This is a genomic window from Streptomyces sp. NPDC006385, assembly GCF_040612485.1.
Classification (GTDB): Bacteria; Actinomycetota; Actinomycetes; order Streptomycetales; family Streptomycetaceae; genus Streptomyces.
In genome coordinates, this window is the sequence record NZ_JBEXQG010000018.1 from 23,345 (window position 1) to 39,492 (window position 16,148).

16 protein-coding genes and 2 pseudogenes are annotated in these 16,148 nt (G+C 70.5%); 7 read left to right on the top strand and 11 right to left on the bottom strand.

Annotation, left to right across the window (positions count from 1 at the left end; genetic code table 11):
• Window positions 1–21: 21 nt before the first annotated feature.
• The 5 genes from ABZ078_RS16555 to ABZ078_RS16575 all read right to left on the bottom strand — a co-directional run bounded on the left by ABZ078_RS16555 (window position 22) and on the right by ABZ078_RS16575 (window position 4,120).
• A complete protein-coding gene (locus tag ABZ078_RS16555) occupies window positions 22–351 on the bottom strand; it encodes a hypothetical protein (protein WP_356575812.1) in 330 nt (109 codons plus the stop codon).
• Between the two features lie 86 nt (window positions 352–437).
• Window positions 438–1,127: an HdeD family acid-resistance protein gene (locus tag ABZ078_RS16560; RefSeq protein WP_356575814.1), complete on the bottom strand. Its 690-nt coding sequence runs from the start codon at window positions 1,125–1,127 to the stop codon at window positions 438–440.
• Between the two features lie 67 nt (window positions 1,128–1,194).
• Window positions 1,195–1,788 carry an HhH-GPD-type base excision DNA repair protein gene (locus tag ABZ078_RS16565; RefSeq protein ID WP_356575816.1) on the bottom strand — a complete coding sequence of 198 codons (594 nt, stop codon included), beginning with the start codon at window positions 1,786–1,788 and terminating at the stop codon, window positions 1,195–1,197.
• A gap of 25 nt (window positions 1,789–1,813) precedes the next feature.
• Window positions 1,814–3,301, bottom strand: coding sequence for an FG-GAP-like repeat-containing protein (locus ABZ078_RS16570; RefSeq protein ID WP_356575818.1), 1,488 nt, complete (start codon window positions 3,299–3,301; stop codon window positions 1,814–1,816).
• Window positions 3,302–3,400: 99 nt separating this feature from the next.
• Entirely contained in the window at window positions 3,401–4,120 is a 720-nt protein-coding gene (locus ABZ078_RS16575) for a siderophore-interacting protein (RefSeq protein ID WP_356575985.1), read from the bottom strand.
• A gap of 77 nt (window positions 4,121–4,197) precedes the next feature.
• On the opposite strand from ABZ078_RS16575, the gene ABZ078_RS16580 reads away from it, so the two are divergent.
• The 5 genes from ABZ078_RS16580 to ABZ078_RS16600 all read left to right on the top strand — a co-directional run bounded on the left by ABZ078_RS16580 (window position 4,198) and on the right by ABZ078_RS16600 (window position 9,612).
• Window positions 4,198–6,447: a penicillin acylase family protein gene (locus tag ABZ078_RS16580; RefSeq protein ID WP_356575819.1), complete on the top strand. Its 2,250-nt coding sequence runs from the start codon at window positions 4,198–4,200 to the stop codon at window positions 6,445–6,447.
• Window positions 6,440–7,048 (top strand): GNAT family N-acetyltransferase, encoded by a 609-nt coding sequence (locus ABZ078_RS16585; RefSeq protein ID WP_356575821.1) that lies wholly within the window; start codon window positions 6,440–6,442, stop codon window positions 7,046–7,048. The genes ABZ078_RS16580 and ABZ078_RS16585 overlap by 8 nt, the downstream gene beginning before the upstream one ends.
• 10 nt (window positions 7,049–7,058) lie before the next feature.
• Entirely contained in the window at window positions 7,059–7,532 is a 474-nt protein-coding gene (locus ABZ078_RS16590) for a cupin domain-containing protein (RefSeq protein ID WP_356575823.1), read from the top strand.
• On the top strand, window positions 7,529–8,296 hold the full coding sequence (locus ABZ078_RS16595) for an SDR family NAD(P)-dependent oxidoreductase (RefSeq protein WP_356575825.1): 768 nt from the start codon (window positions 7,529–7,531) through the stop codon (window positions 8,294–8,296). Before ABZ078_RS16590 ends, ABZ078_RS16595 begins: the two co-directional genes overlap by 4 nt.
• 284 nt (window positions 8,297–8,580) lie before the next feature.
• Entirely contained in the window at window positions 8,581–9,612 is a 1,032-nt protein-coding gene (locus tag ABZ078_RS16600) for a pentalenene synthase (RefSeq protein WP_356575826.1), read from the top strand.
• Between the two features lie 214 nt (window positions 9,613–9,826).
• Here ABZ078_RS16600 and ABZ078_RS16605 read toward each other — a convergent pair whose 3' ends face one another.
• The 6 genes and pseudogenes from ABZ078_RS16605 to ABZ078_RS16630 all read right to left on the bottom strand — a co-directional run bounded on the left by ABZ078_RS16605 (window position 9,827) and on the right by ABZ078_RS16630 (window position 12,684).
• Window positions 9,827–10,531, bottom strand: a complete 705-nt coding sequence (locus ABZ078_RS16605; protein WP_356575828.1) for a helix-turn-helix transcriptional regulator — start codon at window positions 10,529–10,531, stop codon at window positions 9,827–9,829.
• The gene (locus tag ABZ078_RS16610) at window positions 10,515–11,036 is read right to left on the bottom strand and encodes a DUF6879 family protein (RefSeq protein ID WP_356575830.1); all 522 of its coding nucleotides are present in this window, start codon (window positions 11,034–11,036) and stop codon (window positions 10,515–10,517) included. Before ABZ078_RS16610 ends, ABZ078_RS16605 begins: the two co-directional genes overlap by 17 nt.
• Window positions 11,020–11,226 (bottom strand): hypothetical protein, encoded by a 207-nt coding sequence (locus tag ABZ078_RS16615; protein ID WP_356575832.1) that lies wholly within the window; start codon window positions 11,224–11,226, stop codon window positions 11,020–11,022. The genes ABZ078_RS16610 and ABZ078_RS16615 overlap by 17 nt, the downstream gene beginning before the upstream one ends.
• A 218-nt stretch (window positions 11,227–11,444) precedes the next feature.
• Window positions 11,445–11,531: pseudogene (locus tag ABZ078_RS16620) on the bottom strand (acyl-CoA thioesterase); the annotation flags it as partial.
• Window positions 11,532–11,823: 292 nt separating this feature from the next.
• On the bottom strand, window positions 11,824–12,006 hold the full coding sequence (locus ABZ078_RS16625; protein WP_356575834.1) for a DUF397 domain-containing protein: 183 nt from the start codon (window positions 12,004–12,006) through the stop codon (window positions 11,824–11,826).
• Window positions 12,007–12,016: 10 nt separating this feature from the next.
• Window positions 12,017–12,684: pseudogene (locus tag ABZ078_RS16630) on the bottom strand (DUF5753 domain-containing protein).
• Between the two features lie 102 nt (window positions 12,685–12,786).
• Here ABZ078_RS16630 and ABZ078_RS16635 point away from each other — a divergent pair.
• Both ABZ078_RS16635 and ABZ078_RS16640 read left to right on the top strand, forming a co-directional pair.
• Window positions 12,787–14,628: a copper resistance protein CopC gene (locus ABZ078_RS16635; protein WP_356575836.1), complete on the top strand. Its 1,842-nt coding sequence runs from the start codon at window positions 12,787–12,789 to the stop codon at window positions 14,626–14,628.
• Window positions 14,629–14,834: 206 nt separating this feature from the next.
• Window positions 14,835–16,148: an ABC transporter substrate-binding protein gene (locus ABZ078_RS16640; RefSeq protein WP_356575837.1), complete on the top strand. Its 1,314-nt coding sequence runs from the start codon at window positions 14,835–14,837 to the stop codon at window positions 16,146–16,148.

Consider the following 16,148-nt stretch of genomic DNA (forward strand, 5'->3'; position numbering starts at 1 on the left):
CTGACCTCGTCGCGGGGTCGGTCAGCAGCGCAGGACCACAGTGCGGAGGGTGGGCGGGAGGTACGGCGGCAGCGGCGGCGCGGGGCGCGTGAGGCGTACCGGGACGCCGGGCGGGGGCGCGGGCCTGGGCAGGGGTGCGGGACGCAGCGCCGCGGTGCCGCGCCGGTCCGCGCGGGCCGGTGGCCGCAGGACCGTGTCGAGGACGTCGTGCTCGGCGGCCTCGCCGAGGGCACCGGCCACGACGGGCACGGCGTGCGCCTGGGTGTGGGCGCCCGGCACGAGCAGGGCGAGCAGCAGCACGAGGACCCGCAGCCAGGCACGGCTGCGCGGGAGGCTTCGCGCGGTGCTCACGGAAGGTCATCTCCCCGGCGACCGTACGGCGGTCATCGCGTCGGAGGTGAGATCCGCCCGCACGGCGTAGGGATGCGCGGCGCGTATCACAGCGCGTGCGGGACCTGCCGGGCCCGCTCCCGTATCCGGATGCCGGTGACGATCTCGACGACGCCGACCCCCACCAGCCACCCTCCGCCGAGCAGCGTGAGCACGGTGACCGACCGAATCGGGGAGTCGATCAGCACGATCCCGCCGACCAAGGTGACGACGCCGAGGAGGATCTGCCAGCCGCGGGCCGGCATGGACGTGTCGGAGGCGGCGGCCAGGGTCTGGGTGATGCCGCGGACGAGCCAGCCGATGCCGATCCACAGGGCGAGCAGCAGGACGGACTGCATCGGGCGGCGGAAGCAGAGCAGGCCGAGGAGGACCGACAGGGCGCCGCTGACGAACGCCAGCACGCGCAGCGAGGTCGTCCGGTGCGTACCGAAGGCGGCGACCAGCTGGAAGGCGCCGCTGATCAGGAGGTAGAGGCCGAAGAGGACACCGGAGGCGAAGAGTGAGGCGCCCGGCCGGGCCAGCATGAGGACGCCGAGGACCAGGGAGGCGACACCGGTGAGCAGGACGATCTGCCAGGCGGCGCGGGAGAGGGCGTACAGGGGGCCCTCGAAGGGCGGTTCGGGTTCGTGGCGTGTCCCCGGCTCGCGGAAGGTCCGGGGCCCGTGCGGATGGCCGGCATGGACCCGGCGGTCGTCGTAGTCCCGGCCCCCGGGCGAGCCGGTCGGTGCCTCGGTCATGCTCCATGCTGGGAACGAGGCCGCCCGCCCCGCCATCCGGGACGGGCCACTCGACTGACGCCGGACGCTACTCGCGGGCCGCCTTCGCCGCCTTGGCCGCCGCCTTCATCTCCTGTTTGTGCGCCCGCACCTTGGCCAGCGACTCGGGTCCGGTGATGTCGGCGACCGAGCGGAAGGACTTCGGCTCGCCGTAGGCGCCCGCGGCCTCCTGCCACCCCTTGGGCCGTACGCCCAGCCGCTTGCCCAGCAGCGCCAGGAAGATCTGCGCCTTCTGCTTGCCGAAGCCGGGCAGCTCCTCCAGCCGGCGCAGCAGCTCCCGTCCGTCGCCGACGCCCTTCCAGACGAGCTCGGCGTCACCGTCGTAGTGCTCGACGAGGTACTGGCACAGCTGCTGGATCCGCTTGGCCATGGAGCCCGGGTAGCGGTGCACGGCCGGCTTCTGCGAGAGCAGGGAGGCGAAGGCGTCCGGGTCCTGCGCGGCGATGTCGTGCGCGTCCAGGTCGTCCGCGCCGAGCCGGTCGGCGATCGTGCGCGGCCCCTTGAACGCCCACTCCATCGGAACCTGCTGGTCCAGCAGCATGCCGACCAGCGCGGCGAGCGGACTGCGGCCGAGGAGTGCGTCGGCCTCGGGGTCCTGGGCGAGGTGAAGGGTGACGTCCATGACCCCGATCATGCCGTGGCCTGCGTCACATCTCCACGTGAGGGCTGGTGAGCGCGGCGCCGAAGCCGGCGTCCATGCCCCGGACCGTGATGCCGGCACTCTTGCCGCACAGGTTGACCGAGCCGCTGGTGACCGGGCCGGAGGCCGCGCCGCGGGCGACCCAGACGCAGCCGTCGGTGTTCTCGCCGGGTGCGCCGACCACCGTCTCGGCCCTGCCGTCCTTGTTGAGGTCGGCGAGGTGGACGGCCGCGCCGAACTGGTCGCCCGTCTCGGCGGAGCCCGGCACACCCGCCGTGTCCTGGGTGTAGCCGGCCGCCTTGGCGGTGGTCAGGCCGGCGGCGGAGCCGCGCAGCAGGACGGCGGTGCCCGCCGAGGCGCGCGACCCGATGGCCTCCTCGGGGGCGCCGACGAGGACGTCGGCGTACCCGTCGGCGTCGACGTCGCCGATGCTCAGGGACTGGCCGAACCAGTCGCCCCACTCGGCGCTGCCGGGGACGCCGGCCGTGTCCTGGTGGAAGACCTTCGGCTTCTGCTCGGCGGTGATGCCCTGGGCGCTGCCGTAGAGGACCTGGATCTCGCCGCCGCGTCGGGCCGCCGGGGTGGGCGCGTTGAAGTGGGAGTCGTCGCCCGCGACACCGGTGACGAGGTCGCCGTAGCCGTCGCCGTTGACGTCGCCGATCTGACCCGCGTGGCCGTCGGCGTACGGCAGTTCGACGCCCTGGTTGACGAAGGGGTCGTCGGAGCCGGGGGCGCCGGCGTCGAGGGTCACCGGTCCGCGGATGTCGCCGTCGGTGGGGCCGGCCAGGTAGAAGCGCTCCGCCTTGCCGTCGCCGTTCACGTCGCCCATCACCACGCCACGGGCGTTCTCCCGCCACTCCAGATAGCGGGAGGCGGCCTGGCCGGTGCGGGTGAAGGGGCCGCTGTAGGACGCGATGTTGCAGCCCGAGCCGATGCCGACCTCCGGGGCGCCGTCGCCGTTCATGTCGCCGGCGGCGATGGACATGCCGAAGCGGCAGTAGATCCTGCCCTCGCCGTACCCGGCCGGAGGGGCGATGTTCGCGCCGCCCGTCAGCCCGTTCGGACCGCCCCACACCACGGTCACCGAGCCCCGCGACTCGGCATCACCGACATCCTCGCCCGGGGCGCCGACGAGCAGGTCGGCGTAGCCGTCCCGGTCCAGGTCGGCGCTTGCCACCGTCCTGCCGAAGCGGTCGGACTCCTCGGCGGTACCGGGGATCCCGGTGGTCGCCTGGGTGATGACCGTGCGGCGGGTGGTGCTCACCGAGGACGCCGAGCCGTAGAGCACCACGACCGAACCGGCCTCCTCGACCGTGCCGTTGGCGGCGCCCGGCGCCCCGACGGCCAGGTCGCGGTAGCCGTCGCCGTTGAAGTCGTCCTGGACGGCCGACGTGTTGGCGCCCTTGTAGGGGGCGGCGGCGGACGATGTCACGGGGGTGAGCGTGACGGCGACGGACGCGGTGAGCACGGCTGCCGCCGTGACTGCTCTGCGCAACGGGACTCCTCGACTCGTGCAACGGATGTCCCACTCGACGCATGAGTCATGGGAATGGTTGTACGGCCCTCGGAAAGTCGTACGGTCCTCGACGCCGGGTCAGGGCCGCCAGTACCCGAGCGCGTTCACCCGCTGCTTCGGCACGCCCAGGTCCTTGCGGACGTACGAGGTGAGGGCCCGGGTCGTCGCCGTGTCGCAGGCGATCCAGACGTACGGGTCCGGGGTGCCCTTGAGCAGGTCGGGCAGCGCCTGCTTCACCTGGGCGACCAGGTGGGCGCCGGCGTCGCGGCGCGGCAGGGTGCGGACGTCGTGGCGGGAGTCCTCGGCGCGGAAGGGCAGGCCGTCCCTCTCGCCCTCGAACCACACCGTCGCCGGGGCCCCGTCCAGGGCGGTGAGCAGGGAGTTGAGGGCGGGGAGGGAGGCGGTGTCGGCGACCGCGAAGACGTGGGAGGGGGCGGGGTCGGGGTCGGAGAAGCCCGTGCCGTGGACGGTCGCCTCGATGGTGTCGCCGGGCTTCGCGGTGCGCGCCCAGTCGCTGGCGCGGCCCTCGTGCAGGGCGAACTCCAGGCTGAAGGTGCCGGCCACCGGGTCCGGGTCGACCAGGGTGTAGGCGCGCTGGTGGGGCTTGCCCGCGTTGTCGAACCAGAGGCGGACCCACATGGTCGGGTGGACGCCGGTCACCGCCAGCATGCCGCCGTCCGTGAGGTGGACGCGGCGGTAGTGCTCGGTGACGTCCTCGGCGCCCGTCACCGTGAACACGAAGTCCTTGGCGCGCAGCAGCTTCAGGACCGCGCCCTCCCAGCCGTGCCCCTGCCCCATGGCGTCTTCACCCTTCACGTACGATTCCTGCACCAATTACTTAGGCAAGGCTAACCTAAAGCAAAGGAGGGGCACAGGTGACCGGCGAGATCTTCCGTGATGCCTGGGGCATTCCGCATCTCCGCGCGGACGGGGTGAACGAACTCGCCCGTGTGCAGGGCCGTGTCACCGCCCTCGACCGTGCCTGGCAGCTGGAGGTGGAGCGGCACCGGGCCCAGGGTACGTCCGCGTCCTTCCTCGGCGCCGAGGCCCTGCCCTGGGACCGCTTCGTCAGACGGGCCCGACTCGACGACACCGCGAGACGCTGCTTCGCCGAGCTGGAGAGACGGGACCCCGAGACGGCGGCGTGGGTGCGGGCGTACGTCGACGGGGTGAACGAGGCCCTGGCCGAAGGTGCCCGCCGCACTCCGGAGTTCGCGAGGACCGGGCTCGCGCCCGGCCGTTGGGAGCCCTGGACCCCGCTCGGCGTCTGGCTCGGCATCCACATCCTCTTCGCGGGCTTCCCGGCCAAGCTCTGGCGCGAGCAGGTCGTACGGCATCTCGGCGCCGACGCGGTCGGGTTGTTCGCCACCGACGGCCCCGGCACCTCCGGCAGCAACGGCTGGCTGGTGAGCGGCGAGCGGACCGTCACCGGGCACGCGATCATCGCCGGTGACCCGCACCGCTTCATCGAGGACCCCGGCGTCTACCAGCAGATCCACCTCTCCTGCCCGGAGTTCGACGTCGTCGGCCTCGCCGTCCCCGGCGTCCCGGGCATCGCCCACTTCGGCCACACCGGCACGGTCGCCTGGGCCATCACCAACGCCATGGCCGACTACCAGGACCTGTACCGGGAGCGTCTGCGGCGTACGGGGGCGGGGGTGGAGGCCCTGGGTCCGGACGGGGTGTGGCGGCGTGCGACGCGGCACACCGAGGTCGTGGAGGTGGCGGGGGAGGAGCCGGTCGAGATCGAGGTGATCGAGACCGAACGCGGGCCGGTGATCATCGGAGGGCCGGAAGGTCTCCCCGACCTGCAGGAAGGTTTCTCCGGTGGCCTCGCCGACGCCCGGGACGACCACACCCCGCCCCTCGCCCCGCCCCTCGCCCCGCCCCTCGCCCTGGCCCTCCGCCACCCGCCCCGCGTCACCGCCGACCTCGGCTTCGGAGCCCTCCTCCCGCTGCTGCGCGCCCGCCGGGTCGCCGACGTCGACCGTGCCGTCGACCTGTGGGCCGAGCCCGTCAACGTCGTCCAGGCCGCCGACACCGAGGGCGGTCTGCTGCACCGGGTCGCCGGGAAGGTGCCGGTGCGCTCGGAGGCCAACCGCACCCGGCTGGTGCCCGCCTGGGAGCCCGGCCACGACTGGCACGGCTGGCACGAGACGCCCCGCGGCGGGCTCACCGACGGCGTCGCCGCCATGGCCAACCAGCGCGGCCTCGCCGCCCCGCTCGGCGTCGAGTTCGCCCCGCCCCATCGCGCCGACCGCATCACGGCCCTGCTCGGCGAGAAGGACCACTGGTCGGCCGCCGACATGCCGGCGATCCACATGGACACCCGACTGGCCTCGGCGAAACCCCTGCTGGACATCCTGGGCGCCCTCGACGCCCTCACCCCCGAGGCCGACCGCGTCCGGCAGACACTGCTGGCCTGGGACCGCCACATGGATGCGGACAGCGAGGCCGCCGCCGTCTACGCGGCGGTCCGCGGCGCGGTCGTACGCCGGCTCGCCGCCCACCCCGCCTTCGCCGCGCTGTCCACCCCACCCGCCTACCCGGAGGTCTTCCTCCCCTGGCTGGCTCTGCTCCCGCGCGTCGGGTTCGCCCTCGAACACCTGCTGCGCGCCGAGGAGTTGTACGGCATCGACCGCGCCGAGGCCGTACGCGCGGCGGTCGAGGAGGTGGCCGGGGCGGCCGCCGGGCAGTCTGCAGGGCAGTCAGCCGGACAGTCAGCCGGGCAGTCTGCAGGACAGCCAGTCGGGCAGTCTGCAGGACAATCAGCCGGACAGTCCGCGGCAACCCGCCGAACCTGGGGCGACACCCACCGCCTAGCCCCCTGGCGAGCCCTGCCCGCCGACACGTCGTACGACGAACCCGGCCTGTCCGGCGACCACGACTGCGTGCTGTGCACCTCCGCCGTGCCCGGCCTCACCGATCTGAGCGCCCGCGGCCCGGCCGCCCGTTACGTCTGGGACCTGGCCGACCGCGAGGCCAGCCGCTGGGTGGTCCCGCTCGGCGCCTGCGGCGTCCCCGGCTCACCCCACCACCGCGACCAGCTTCCCCTGTGGATCCGGGGAGAGCTGGTTCCGGTCGTCACCGATTTCACCCGGCTCACCGAGGAAACCGATGTCTGAGCAGCCCGCGGCCCACCGCGCCGCCGTCCGTGAACCCCTCCACGAGCAGGCCGTCGACGGCTTCGGCACCGTCCGCGTCCTGCCCCTCGACCCGTACGGGGACGCCGAGGTGATCCACGGGTGGGTCAGTGAGGAACGGGCCGCCTTCTGGGGCATGAACGGCCTGACCAAGGACCAGGTGGCCGAGATCTACGCCCATATGGACACCCTCGACACCCATCACGCCTTCCTCGTCGTACGGGACGCCGAGCCGGTCGCGCTCCTGCAGACGTACGAGCCGGAGGCCGACCGTGTCGGCGAGTGCTACGACGTGCGCCCCGGCGACATCGGCGTCCACCTGCTGCTCGCGCCGGCCGGCCGCGGGGGCGCGCGGCCCGGCTGGACGTCGGCGCTGCTGACCGTCATGACGGCGTACGTCTTCGGCACCCTGGACCGCCGACGGGTCGTCGTCGACCCCGACGTGCGCAACGCCAAGGCCGTCGCCCGCTTCCTGAAGCAGGGCTTCACGGCGGGTCCGCGGGTCGTGCTGCCGGAGGTCGACCTGCCGGACGTGCACATCCCGCAGAAGCGCGCCCAACTCGCCTTCCTCAGCAGGGAGTAGCCTTCCCGGAGTGACCCCTGAAGAACTCGTCGCGCACTACGTGCTGGAGCCGATCCCGCGCGAGGGCGGACTGTTCCGTCGTACCTGGACGGGACCCGAGCTGCCCGACGGGCGGCCGCAGGGCACCGCGATCGTCGCCCTGCTCACCGCCGACGACCACTCGGCCCTGCACCGTCTTCCGTCCGACGAAGTCTGGCACTTCTACCTGGGCGACCCCTTGGAGATGCTGCTCCTCGCCCACGACGGCACGTCCCGCACCGCCGTCCTCGGCCCCGACATACTGCACGGCCAGCACGTCCAGCTCACCGTCCCCGCCGGGACCTGGATGGGCGCGCGGGTGGTGGCGGGCGGGTCCTGGACGTTCTTCGGCTGCACGATGGCGCCGGGCTTCACCTACGAGGACTACGAGCACGGCGACTTGGCGGAGCTGACGGCGCGCTATCCCGCCGAAGCCGCCCGGATCGCGGCACTGTGCCGCCCATGAGCGGACTCCTCGAAGGACAGGTCGCCCTGGTCACGGGGGCGGGCGGGGGCATCGGGCGCGGGATCGCGACGCGGTTCGCCGAGGAGGGCGCGGCGGTCGTGCTGCACTGCCGTACGGGGGTGGACGCGGCGGACGAGGTGGCGCGGCGCATCCGGGGGCTGGGCGGCCGGGCCCTCGTGCTGCGGGCCGACCTGACCGACGAGGACGCGTGCCGGCGGCTGGTCGCCGGGGCCGCCGAGTGGGGTGGCGGACGGTTGACGGCGCTGGTCAACAACGCGGGTGTGCAACCGACGCGGGAACTGGCCGGGATGACGGTGGCGCAGTGGCGGGCGGTCGTGGACACCAACCTGTCGAGCGTCTTCGCGTGCACGCAGGCCGCGGTCGAGGTCATGCGGGGGCAGGACGGGGGCGGCTCGGTGACGCACATCGCCTCCATCGAGGCGTCGCATCCGGCACCCCTGCACGCCCACTACTCCGCGTCGAAGGCGGCGGTGGTGATGCACGCCCGGGCGGCGGCCCTGGAGTACGGGTGTCTCGGAATCCGCGTCAACACGGTGTCACCCGGGCTGATCGACCGGGACGGGCTGGGGGAGGCGTGGCCGGAGGGGGTGCGCAGATGGCGTGCGGCGGCTCCCGTGGGGCGGCTCGGGCGACCGCAGGACGTGGGGGACGCGTGCGTGTTCCTGGCGTCGGGGCTGGCGTCCTGGATCACGGGCCACGACCTGGTGGTGGATGGCGGGATGTCGGCGCGGGCCGCGTGGTGACCCGGGCCGGTTTCACGAGCCCGCCGACAGCCGTCCGGTTCTCCGGGAGCTCTCCGGCGGCTCTCCGGGGGCCCTCCGGGGGAAGCCTGCTCCGGGCGCGGGAGGTGTGGCGTGCGAAAACGCTTGCCGTGGCACGGGGATTGAGTGTCAATAGAGCTGAGGGCTACGAGCGCACCGTTCGCGCCGTAGCGCGCACATGCGCGGTCCGGCCGCGCCGCGGGTCGAACCGTCGTGGGCGCCGGGCCTGTTGGGCCCCGTTCGAGTAATCCCCTGGAGCTCCGCCCATGCCGCAGGAACTCTCCTTTGCCATGCCGATCCCGGCCCACCCCGTCAGCCCCGACCGGATCGGCGCCCGGGACCGCAATCTGGCCTGGGCACGCCGTCATCAGCTGATCACCAGCGAAGAGATGGCCCGGCGCTACCTGTTCTCTCAAGTCGCCGAGCTGTCGGCCTACACCTTCCCCGACGCGGTCGGTGAGGACCTGGATCTCGCTTTCGACGTCATGGGCTGGTTCTTCCTCTTCGACGACCAGTTCGACGTTCCGCACGGCACCGTGCCCACTGCGGCGATCACCGCGTGCGAGCAGCTGATCGACCTGCTGCATCAGCCACCGGGCGCCGACCCCGCCCATGGCGCCGCACCGGTCGTGGTGGCGTTCGCCGACTGCTGGCGCAGACAGGCACACGGCATGTCCCAGCGGTACCGATGGCGGGCTGCCGCCAACTGGCTGGACTACTTGGAAGGCAACCTGACCGAAGAGGCCGACCGGCGGGCCGGCACCCGCCCGGATGCCGAGCAGCGCATGCACAGCCATCGAAGCTCGGGAGGCGTACGTCCCAGCTTCGACCTTGCCGAACGGGTCGCCCACCTAGAGATTCCGCCCCTGGTCTGGCACAGCACCCACCTTGAATCCCTGCGGCTGTGCGCCGGTGATTCGATCCTCATCGTCAACGACTTCTACTCACTCGACGCCGATGAGGCCCGCGGCGATCCGAACCTGGTGACCTGCCTGATGGCGGAGTACTCCTACGGCCGTGACCTGGCCCTGGACGTCGTGCGCGCTCTCCATGACCGCATCGTCGACCGGTTCCTCACCCTCAGGGCTCAGATCCCCGAACTCTGCGGCGCGCTTGCCCTGACTCAGGCCCAGCGCACCGACGTCACGCGCTACGTCGAATCCCTGCGCTGCTGGATCCGGGGGAATTACGACTGGAGTCGCAGCAACGGCCGCTATTCGCCCTCGGCAGCAGCTACGTCCGCCCCCGCCGCTTACGGCTACCTCCACCCCGACGCCCAGGCGCAGCCGCCTTCCTGACTCGTCCGGTGATCAGGATGGGGGAGCCTCCAGCGTGTCGTGACGGCCCGGAACCTGCCGCAACCACGTCGGCCGGAACAAGCCCGGCCCGGGCAGTCCGGGTTTCTTCAGCCCTGCTTACGTTACCCGCGCTCATTCGGTACTCCAGAAGACCAGCGCCTTGTTGATCAGCTCCTTGGCGGCGTCACCGAGTATTCGCGTCGTCGAATAAAGATCATTCACGGAATGACCACGCCCACTCGCTCAGCAACCCTCGTGCCTCGTCGCCGAAGAGGGCATGTCCCTCGTAACTGGTGAACCGGTCGAGGAGTGAACGAACGTCTTTTGGGTCTCGAAAGACGGCCGCACCAAGGTCTGTCTCAATGGTTGCCAGGCGGTCGTCGTAAACGGTGAAGGTGCTTAGCGGGGTATTGCTGAACTTCACAGCCATTGGCAGCACGCCGATTCGAATGTTTGCCTGCAGGGCGAGCGAGGCCAGCCGATCAATCTGCATGGCCATAGCGTCTGGTGACACCAGTGGGTATCTGACGGCTTGCTCGGTGAGGAGGAATGTGAAGCGCTTGGAGCGATCGAGCAGCACAGCCTGCCGTTCAAGCTTCAGGCTGACTGTCTTTGCCTGCTGCTTCGGCGGAGCGTACGCGATGCTTTCTCTGATGTAGTCCGGCGTCGCCAGCAGGCCCGTGGTCATGGATAGAAGAAAGTACCGGAATTCTGAGGTGGCGGCCTCCAGCCCGGCGAGTTCAAGTTGCTTCCTGTCCAGCCCGAGTTTGTTTCCTTCGATTCGGCTGATCTTCGATTGAGACATATGGCAGCGCGCAGCAAGCCGGACCCCTGAGAGTCCGGCTTGTTTGCGAAGCTGCTTGAGCATGGCTGCCAGTTCCAGACCCGACTGGTCAAGCTGGTCAGGCTCTATGGCCACCGTTCACGTACTCCTCGAAGGGGACCGACTCGGCCACTGCGATCCGCTGGTATTCGATGAACGGAGACACATCTCCCTCGAAGACCTCGCGGTTGATCTGCCTGCCGTCGTCCTCATAGTGCATGAGGACGACTTCTCTGCGGTCGAACATCCAGAAGTCCGGAACTCCCTCAAGAGGGTTAGGTCGATTGGTTACGTCGAGAATGCGAATGTCGTCCCCCGCACGGACATGGACCGCGTAGTAGCGGAACTCGAATCTTAGATAGTCAGAGAGCGGTTGTGTCACGATGTGCACTCGGCCGTGGTACTTCCCCTCGGCGCGCTGACGTGAGACGCGCTCTGTGTATGCGGAAGCCGTGTACGGGGGCAGTGGCCGTCCCTCACGGAAGGCTGCGAACTCTTCCGCCTCCTGCGGCACGAGATACTGCGGCAGGGTCTCAAGCCGCCACGCCTCTTGTTCGATCTCCGCGAACCGACGACTCCACTCGTCACCATCCAAGAACATGTACGGCCTCCCTGAGTACTTCTTCCGGGATCTCCACCAGGGCCTCGCCAGACGGTGGCGTGAAGGCTTCTGAAACGCTCCCCTGGACGACGAGTGAGCCGCTCGCGGTTCGGTAGACGTTCGGGCAGTCCTCACCGCCGCAAGTGCCGTTGCCGTTGCCGGTAAGCCGGGTCAGTTCCTCACGAGCCATGGCTATGAACCCCCTCGTTTCTGGCCCTGGTTGGGCCCACCGATCACGACGGTATGAGGGGAGCCGACGGTCGTCCATGCAGGAACGCCACTATGCGCGTACTCGCATAAAGATCACGCTGGGTGAACCAGGTTCAGTGCATCGTGATGGGCGCAACCTGCCGTAATCCCGATGGAGCCGTGGCTCGACCGTGGTCGCATCCGTCCGTACCGCACCCGTGGGATCTTGGGCGGTACGGACGGCTGCTTGCCGTTGGTGTCCACGGCCGTGAAGACCAGGTAGGCCGAGCCGACCTGCGTGGGCGGGAGCTGGCCAGGAGTGCCGACTGGAGGTGGGGATCGCGGAGGCGGTAGCCATGGCCGGCGCTTCGGGTCGCTCTCCGCGGGATGGTTGCGGACACCGTTCTGCCGGGCCGCGAATCTGGGGTCCGAGCGTATCTACCCGTCGCGGATCTCCAGATGGACGGCGGAACGGGCGCAGCGCCGCAGCCGGTCCTCAAGGTCGGCACGGCCACCGCCTTTGTTGTGGGGCGTCCGGGCTCGATCTTGTGCCCAACGACGGAGAGACGACAGGAACTTGCGAGAACTTGCGCGCGAATTACAGCTTCGCGGCCATCGTGTGTGAGATGAAGCCTGACCATGTCGTGGGCCGGAGCGTGAGGTGGGGGCCGGTCGGGTTCTTGGAGTCGCGGACGTGGATGGTGGTCGGGGTGGTGGCTATCTCCACGCAGTTGGCGGCTTCCGCGCTGTACGTGGACTTCTGCCAGGTGAGTTCGGACATGGCGGGTTCCTCAGAGTTCGGCGGCGAGGCGGTGGATCAGGTCTCGGGATTCGGGCTCGGAAAGAGCGCGGGACTCCATGCGGTCCAGTACGGAGCGGTAGCGGTCCAACTGAGCCTCTGCGTCCAGGAACTCGCAGCCATGGTCGGTGTCCAGGACCACTGTGTCGAGCTGTGGGACAGGGCCGATCGCGCACGTGATGGGTTGCCCCGTAGGTGCCGCAGCTGGGCACGGGCGACATCCGTGCCGCCGAAGCCCATGCGCAGGGCTGCCTCGTGGACGATGGCCGTGTAGGGGGTGGGGTTGCCCTCGAACAGGATGGCCTGGCGCTTCACGCGGTAGGAGACGCGGTGCTCGATCTCATACGGACGTAGAGGTGGAACGGCTTCCCGCATCGTGGCGCGGGCGTGCTCCGAGGTCTGGAGCAGCCCCGGCATGTGCACGGTGACGGCCACGCGGATCGCCGTGGCGTGGTATTCGAGTTCCGCCAGATCGAGGAGCCCGGAAGGCAGGTTGTCGCGGTACTCCTCCCACCAGCCTCGCGTACGGGCGCCGTGCAGGAATACGCCGACTGCTGGGGCGGCGTGGCCCTCGGCGACGGCCCGTTCGACCGTCGTGCCGGGAAGCTGCTCTGGTTCGAGATGTGCGGGTGACCCGGGTGAGCGCGGAACGCCCCGCATCCGTATGTAAGCGCGAGGTGGCACGGGCGACGACGGAGAAGTGGCGTGAGGTGTGATGGCGGACGGCAAGGGCGTCGAGGGCGGCGGCGACTTCCAAGGCTGGTGCTGCTGGGCACCCTGCTGGTCCTGTTCCTCCTCGGCGGTACAGGCCCCGCCTCGGCCCACGCGGCCCTCCGCGCCACCGACCCCGAGGACGGAAGCCTCCTCAAGTCCGCCCCCCGTCACCTCACCCTGACCTTCACGGAGTCCGTCGGTCTGCTCGACGACTCCTTCCGCGTCCTCGACCCCGACGGCCGCCGCCTGCGCACGGGCGAGCCGCGGCACGCGCAGGGCAGCGGCGACACGGCCCGGGTGACGTTGCCCGCGAAGCTGGACCAGGGGACGTACACCGTCGCCTGGCGGGTGGTGTCGGCCGACAGCCACCCGGTCTCCGGCGCGTTCACCTTCTCCGTCGGCGAACGCTCCCTGACCACGGCCACCGTGGACACGGGTCCCACCGAGGACCCGGTGACCAAGAGCCTCTACACCATCGCCCGCTATCTGGCCTACCTCGCCGCGACCCTGCTGATCGGCACGGCGACGTTCATGGCGGTCTGCCGCCCACCGGACACCCCGTTGCTCGCCAGGCTGCTGCGGACCGGCTGGTGGACGCTCCTCGCCGCCACCCTCGCCCTGCTGGTGCTGCGCGCCCCGTACGAGACGGGTGAGGGGCCCCTGGGGGCCCTGGGCGTCGACTCCCTCACCCGCACCCTGACCAGCCGCCCGGGCATGGTCCTGCTGGCGCGGCTGGCCCTGTTGCCGGTGGTCGCCGTCTATCTCGTACAGCTGTCCAGGCGCCGCAAGCCCTACGGCTGGTCCGGCGCCGCCCTCGCCGTGGGCCTCGCCGTGACCTGGGCCGCCGGCGAGCACGCCTCCGCGGGCATCCAGGTGCCCGCCGCGATGACGTCCTCGGCGCTGCACCTGCTGGCCACGGCGGTGTGGCTGGGCGGCCTCACGGCCCTGCTGGGCACGCTGTACCGCGGGCACCTGACGCCGGCCGCGGTGGCCCGCTTCTCGCGCCTGGCCTTCGCTTCCGTGACCGTCCTGGTCGTCACCGGCGTCTACCAGTCCTGGCGGGGCCTCGGCTCCTGGGACGCGCTCACCGGCACGGCGTACGGCAGGCTCCTGACCCTGAAGCTGGCCGCGGTGGTCCTGCTCCTCGGCGCGGCGGCCCTGTCCCGCCGCTGGACGGCACGGCTGGCGGCGGTCGGCGCGCGGGCGGTCGTGGAGGAGAGGGTCCCGGAGATGGTCGGGGGTCCGCCGCAGAACGGGCAGTCGCGGGCCGACCTGCCGCAGAACGCGCAGTCGCGGGCTGACCTGCCGCAGAACGCGCAGTCACGGGCCGACCTGCCGCAGAACGAGCAGTCACGGGCCGACCTGCCGCAGACCGACCCGCCACGAACCGACGTACCGCCGCCCACGGACCCGCACCGCCAGGCCCTGCGCCGCTCCGTCCTCGTCGAGGTCGCCGTGGGTGCGGCGGTGCTGGCTGTCACCACGCTGCTCACCAGCACCCTGCCCGGACGGGCGGAGGCCGAGGCCGCCGCCGGGGCGCCCGCCGTGGTCGGTGCCTCCGTCACCGACGTGCCCTTCGACGTCGGCACGCCCGGGGGCCGCGGCAAGGTGCAGATCACCCTGGATCCGGGCCGGGTCGGCGACAACTCCATCGAGGCCCTCGTCTACGGACCCGACGGCGGTGTGTCCGTCGTCCCCGAGCTGCGGGTCTCCTTCACGCTCCCGGCCAAGGACATCGGCCCCCTCGACGCCGAGCTCACCGACAAGGGCGGCTACTGGGGCAACAGCTTCCTCAACCTGCCCCTCGCCGGCACCTGGGAGATGAAGGTGACCGTGCGGACGTCCGAGGTCGACCAGGTGAGCGAGACCACGACCGTGGTCGTGCGCTAGGACCGCGAGTTCGATCACCGGCGGTGTCGATGGCCGGTTCGAGATGTCAGTCACGTTTCCGAAACGGCGATCGACACCCCTTGACGCATGACCTGACAAACGGGTGTTATTGCGCCACCGTGTTCGGTCAAGTTGATTTCTGATCGATTGCGACGGACTTCGGCGAGCCAACCCTCATGATCGAACCCTGCCCTCAGGAGCCGTAGATGCACGACCTCTCCCCCTCCGGTCTCTCCCTGCCCTCGCCCAGCCGTCGCACCCTGCTGCGCGGTGTCGGCGGCGCCGCGCTGCTCGGCGCGGGCATCCCGCTGCTCAGTGCCTGTGGCGGCGGGGGCTCCGCGAGCGACCCGAAGACCGTCACGGTCGGTTCCAACGCGTCGGACGCGGTGCCGAAGAAGGCGTTCGCCGACATCTACGCGGCGTTCAAGAAGCAGTCCGGGCTCACGGTCGACGTGAACACCAAGGACCACAACACCTTCCAGGAGCAGATCAACTCGTATCTGCAGGGCACGCCGGACGACGTGTTCAACTGGTTCGCCGGCTACCGCATGCAGTTCTTCGCGGCCAAGGGACTGGCCACGCCGATCGACGACGTGTGGAAGACCATCGGGGGCAACTTCCCCGAGGCGATGAAGGCGCTCAGCAAGGGCGAGGACGGCAAGTACTACTTCGTACCGCTGTACACGTACCCGTGGGCGGTCTTCTACCGGAAGAGTGTCTTCAAGGAGAAGGGCTATGAAGTCCCCACGAAGTGGGACGACTTCGTCGCCCTGTGCAAGCAGATGAAGAAGGACGGGCTCGTCCCGATCGCCTTCGGCGACAAGGACGCCTGGCCCGCGCTCGGCACCTTCGACCAGATCAACTTCCGCGCCAACGGCTACGACTTCCACGTCGAGCTGATGGCCGGCAAGGCCTCCTGGACCGACGCCAAGGTGCGCAAGGTCTTCGACCTGTGGACGGAGATCCTTCCCTACCACCAGGACGGCGCCGTGGGCCGCACCTGGCAGGACGCCGCCCAGACGCTCGCGTCGAAGAAGGCCGGCATGTACCTGCTGGGCACCTTCGTGGGCCAGCAGTTCACCAACGCGGCCGACCGCGAGGACCTCGACTTCTTCGCCTTCCCGGAGATCGACCCGGCGTACGGCCAGGACACCGTCGAGGCGCCCACCGACGGCTTCATGCTCTCCAAGGCCCCGAAGAACAAGGCCGGTGCCGTGAAGCTGCTGGAGTACCTGGGCTCCCCGGCCGCCGAGGAGATCTACCTCAAGTCCGACCCGAACGTCGTCGCCGCCTCCACCAAGGCCGACACCTCCTCCTACAGCCCCCTGCAGAAGAAGGCGTACGAGATGATCTCCGGCGCCAAGTCCCTGACGCAGTTCATGGACCGCGACAGCCGGCCGGACTTCACCTCCACGGTGATGCAGCCCGCGCTGCAGAAGTTCATCCGTGACCCCAAGCAGGTCGACAGCATGCTCTCGTCGATCGAGCGCCAGAAGAAGACGATCTTCGCGTCCGGCTGA

Excerpts from the sequence above, each read along its gene's own strand:
- ABZ078_RS16560 (WP_356575814.1), bottom strand. The coding sequence starts at position 1,127 with ATGACCGAGGCACCGACCGGCTCGCCCGGGGGCCGGGACTACGACGAC.
- ABZ078_RS16565 (WP_356575816.1), bottom strand. The coding sequence starts at position 1,788 with ATGGACGTCACCCTTCACCTCGCCCAGGACCCCGAGGCCGACGCACTC.
- ABZ078_RS16575 (WP_356575985.1), bottom strand. The coding sequence starts at position 4,120 with ATGGGGCAGGGGCACGGCTGGGAGGGCGCGGTCCTGAAGCTGCTGCGC.
- ABZ078_RS16585 (WP_356575821.1), top strand. The coding sequence starts at position 6,440 with ATGTCTGAGCAGCCCGCGGCCCACCGCGCCGCCGTCCGTGAACCCCTC.
- ABZ078_RS16595 (WP_356575825.1), top strand. The coding sequence starts at position 7,529 with ATGAGCGGACTCCTCGAAGGACAGGTCGCCCTGGTCACGGGGGCGGGC.
- ABZ078_RS16600 (WP_356575826.1), top strand. The coding sequence starts at position 8,581 with ATGCCGCAGGAACTCTCCTTTGCCATGCCGATCCCGGCCCACCCCGTC.
- ABZ078_RS16610 (WP_356575830.1), bottom strand. The coding sequence starts at position 11,036 with ATGTTCTTGGATGGTGACGAGTGGAGTCGTCGGTTCGCGGAGATCGAA.
- ABZ078_RS16615 (WP_356575832.1), bottom strand. The coding sequence starts at position 11,226 with ATGGCTCGTGAGGAACTGACCCGGCTTACCGGCAACGGCAACGGCACT.
- ABZ078_RS16625 (WP_356575834.1), bottom strand. The coding sequence starts at position 12,006 with ATGTCCGAACTCACCTGGCAGAAGTCCACGTACAGCGCGGAAGCCGCC.
- ABZ078_RS16640 (WP_356575837.1), top strand. The coding sequence starts at position 14,835 with ATGCACGACCTCTCCCCCTCCGGTCTCTCCCTGCCCTCGCCCAGCCGT.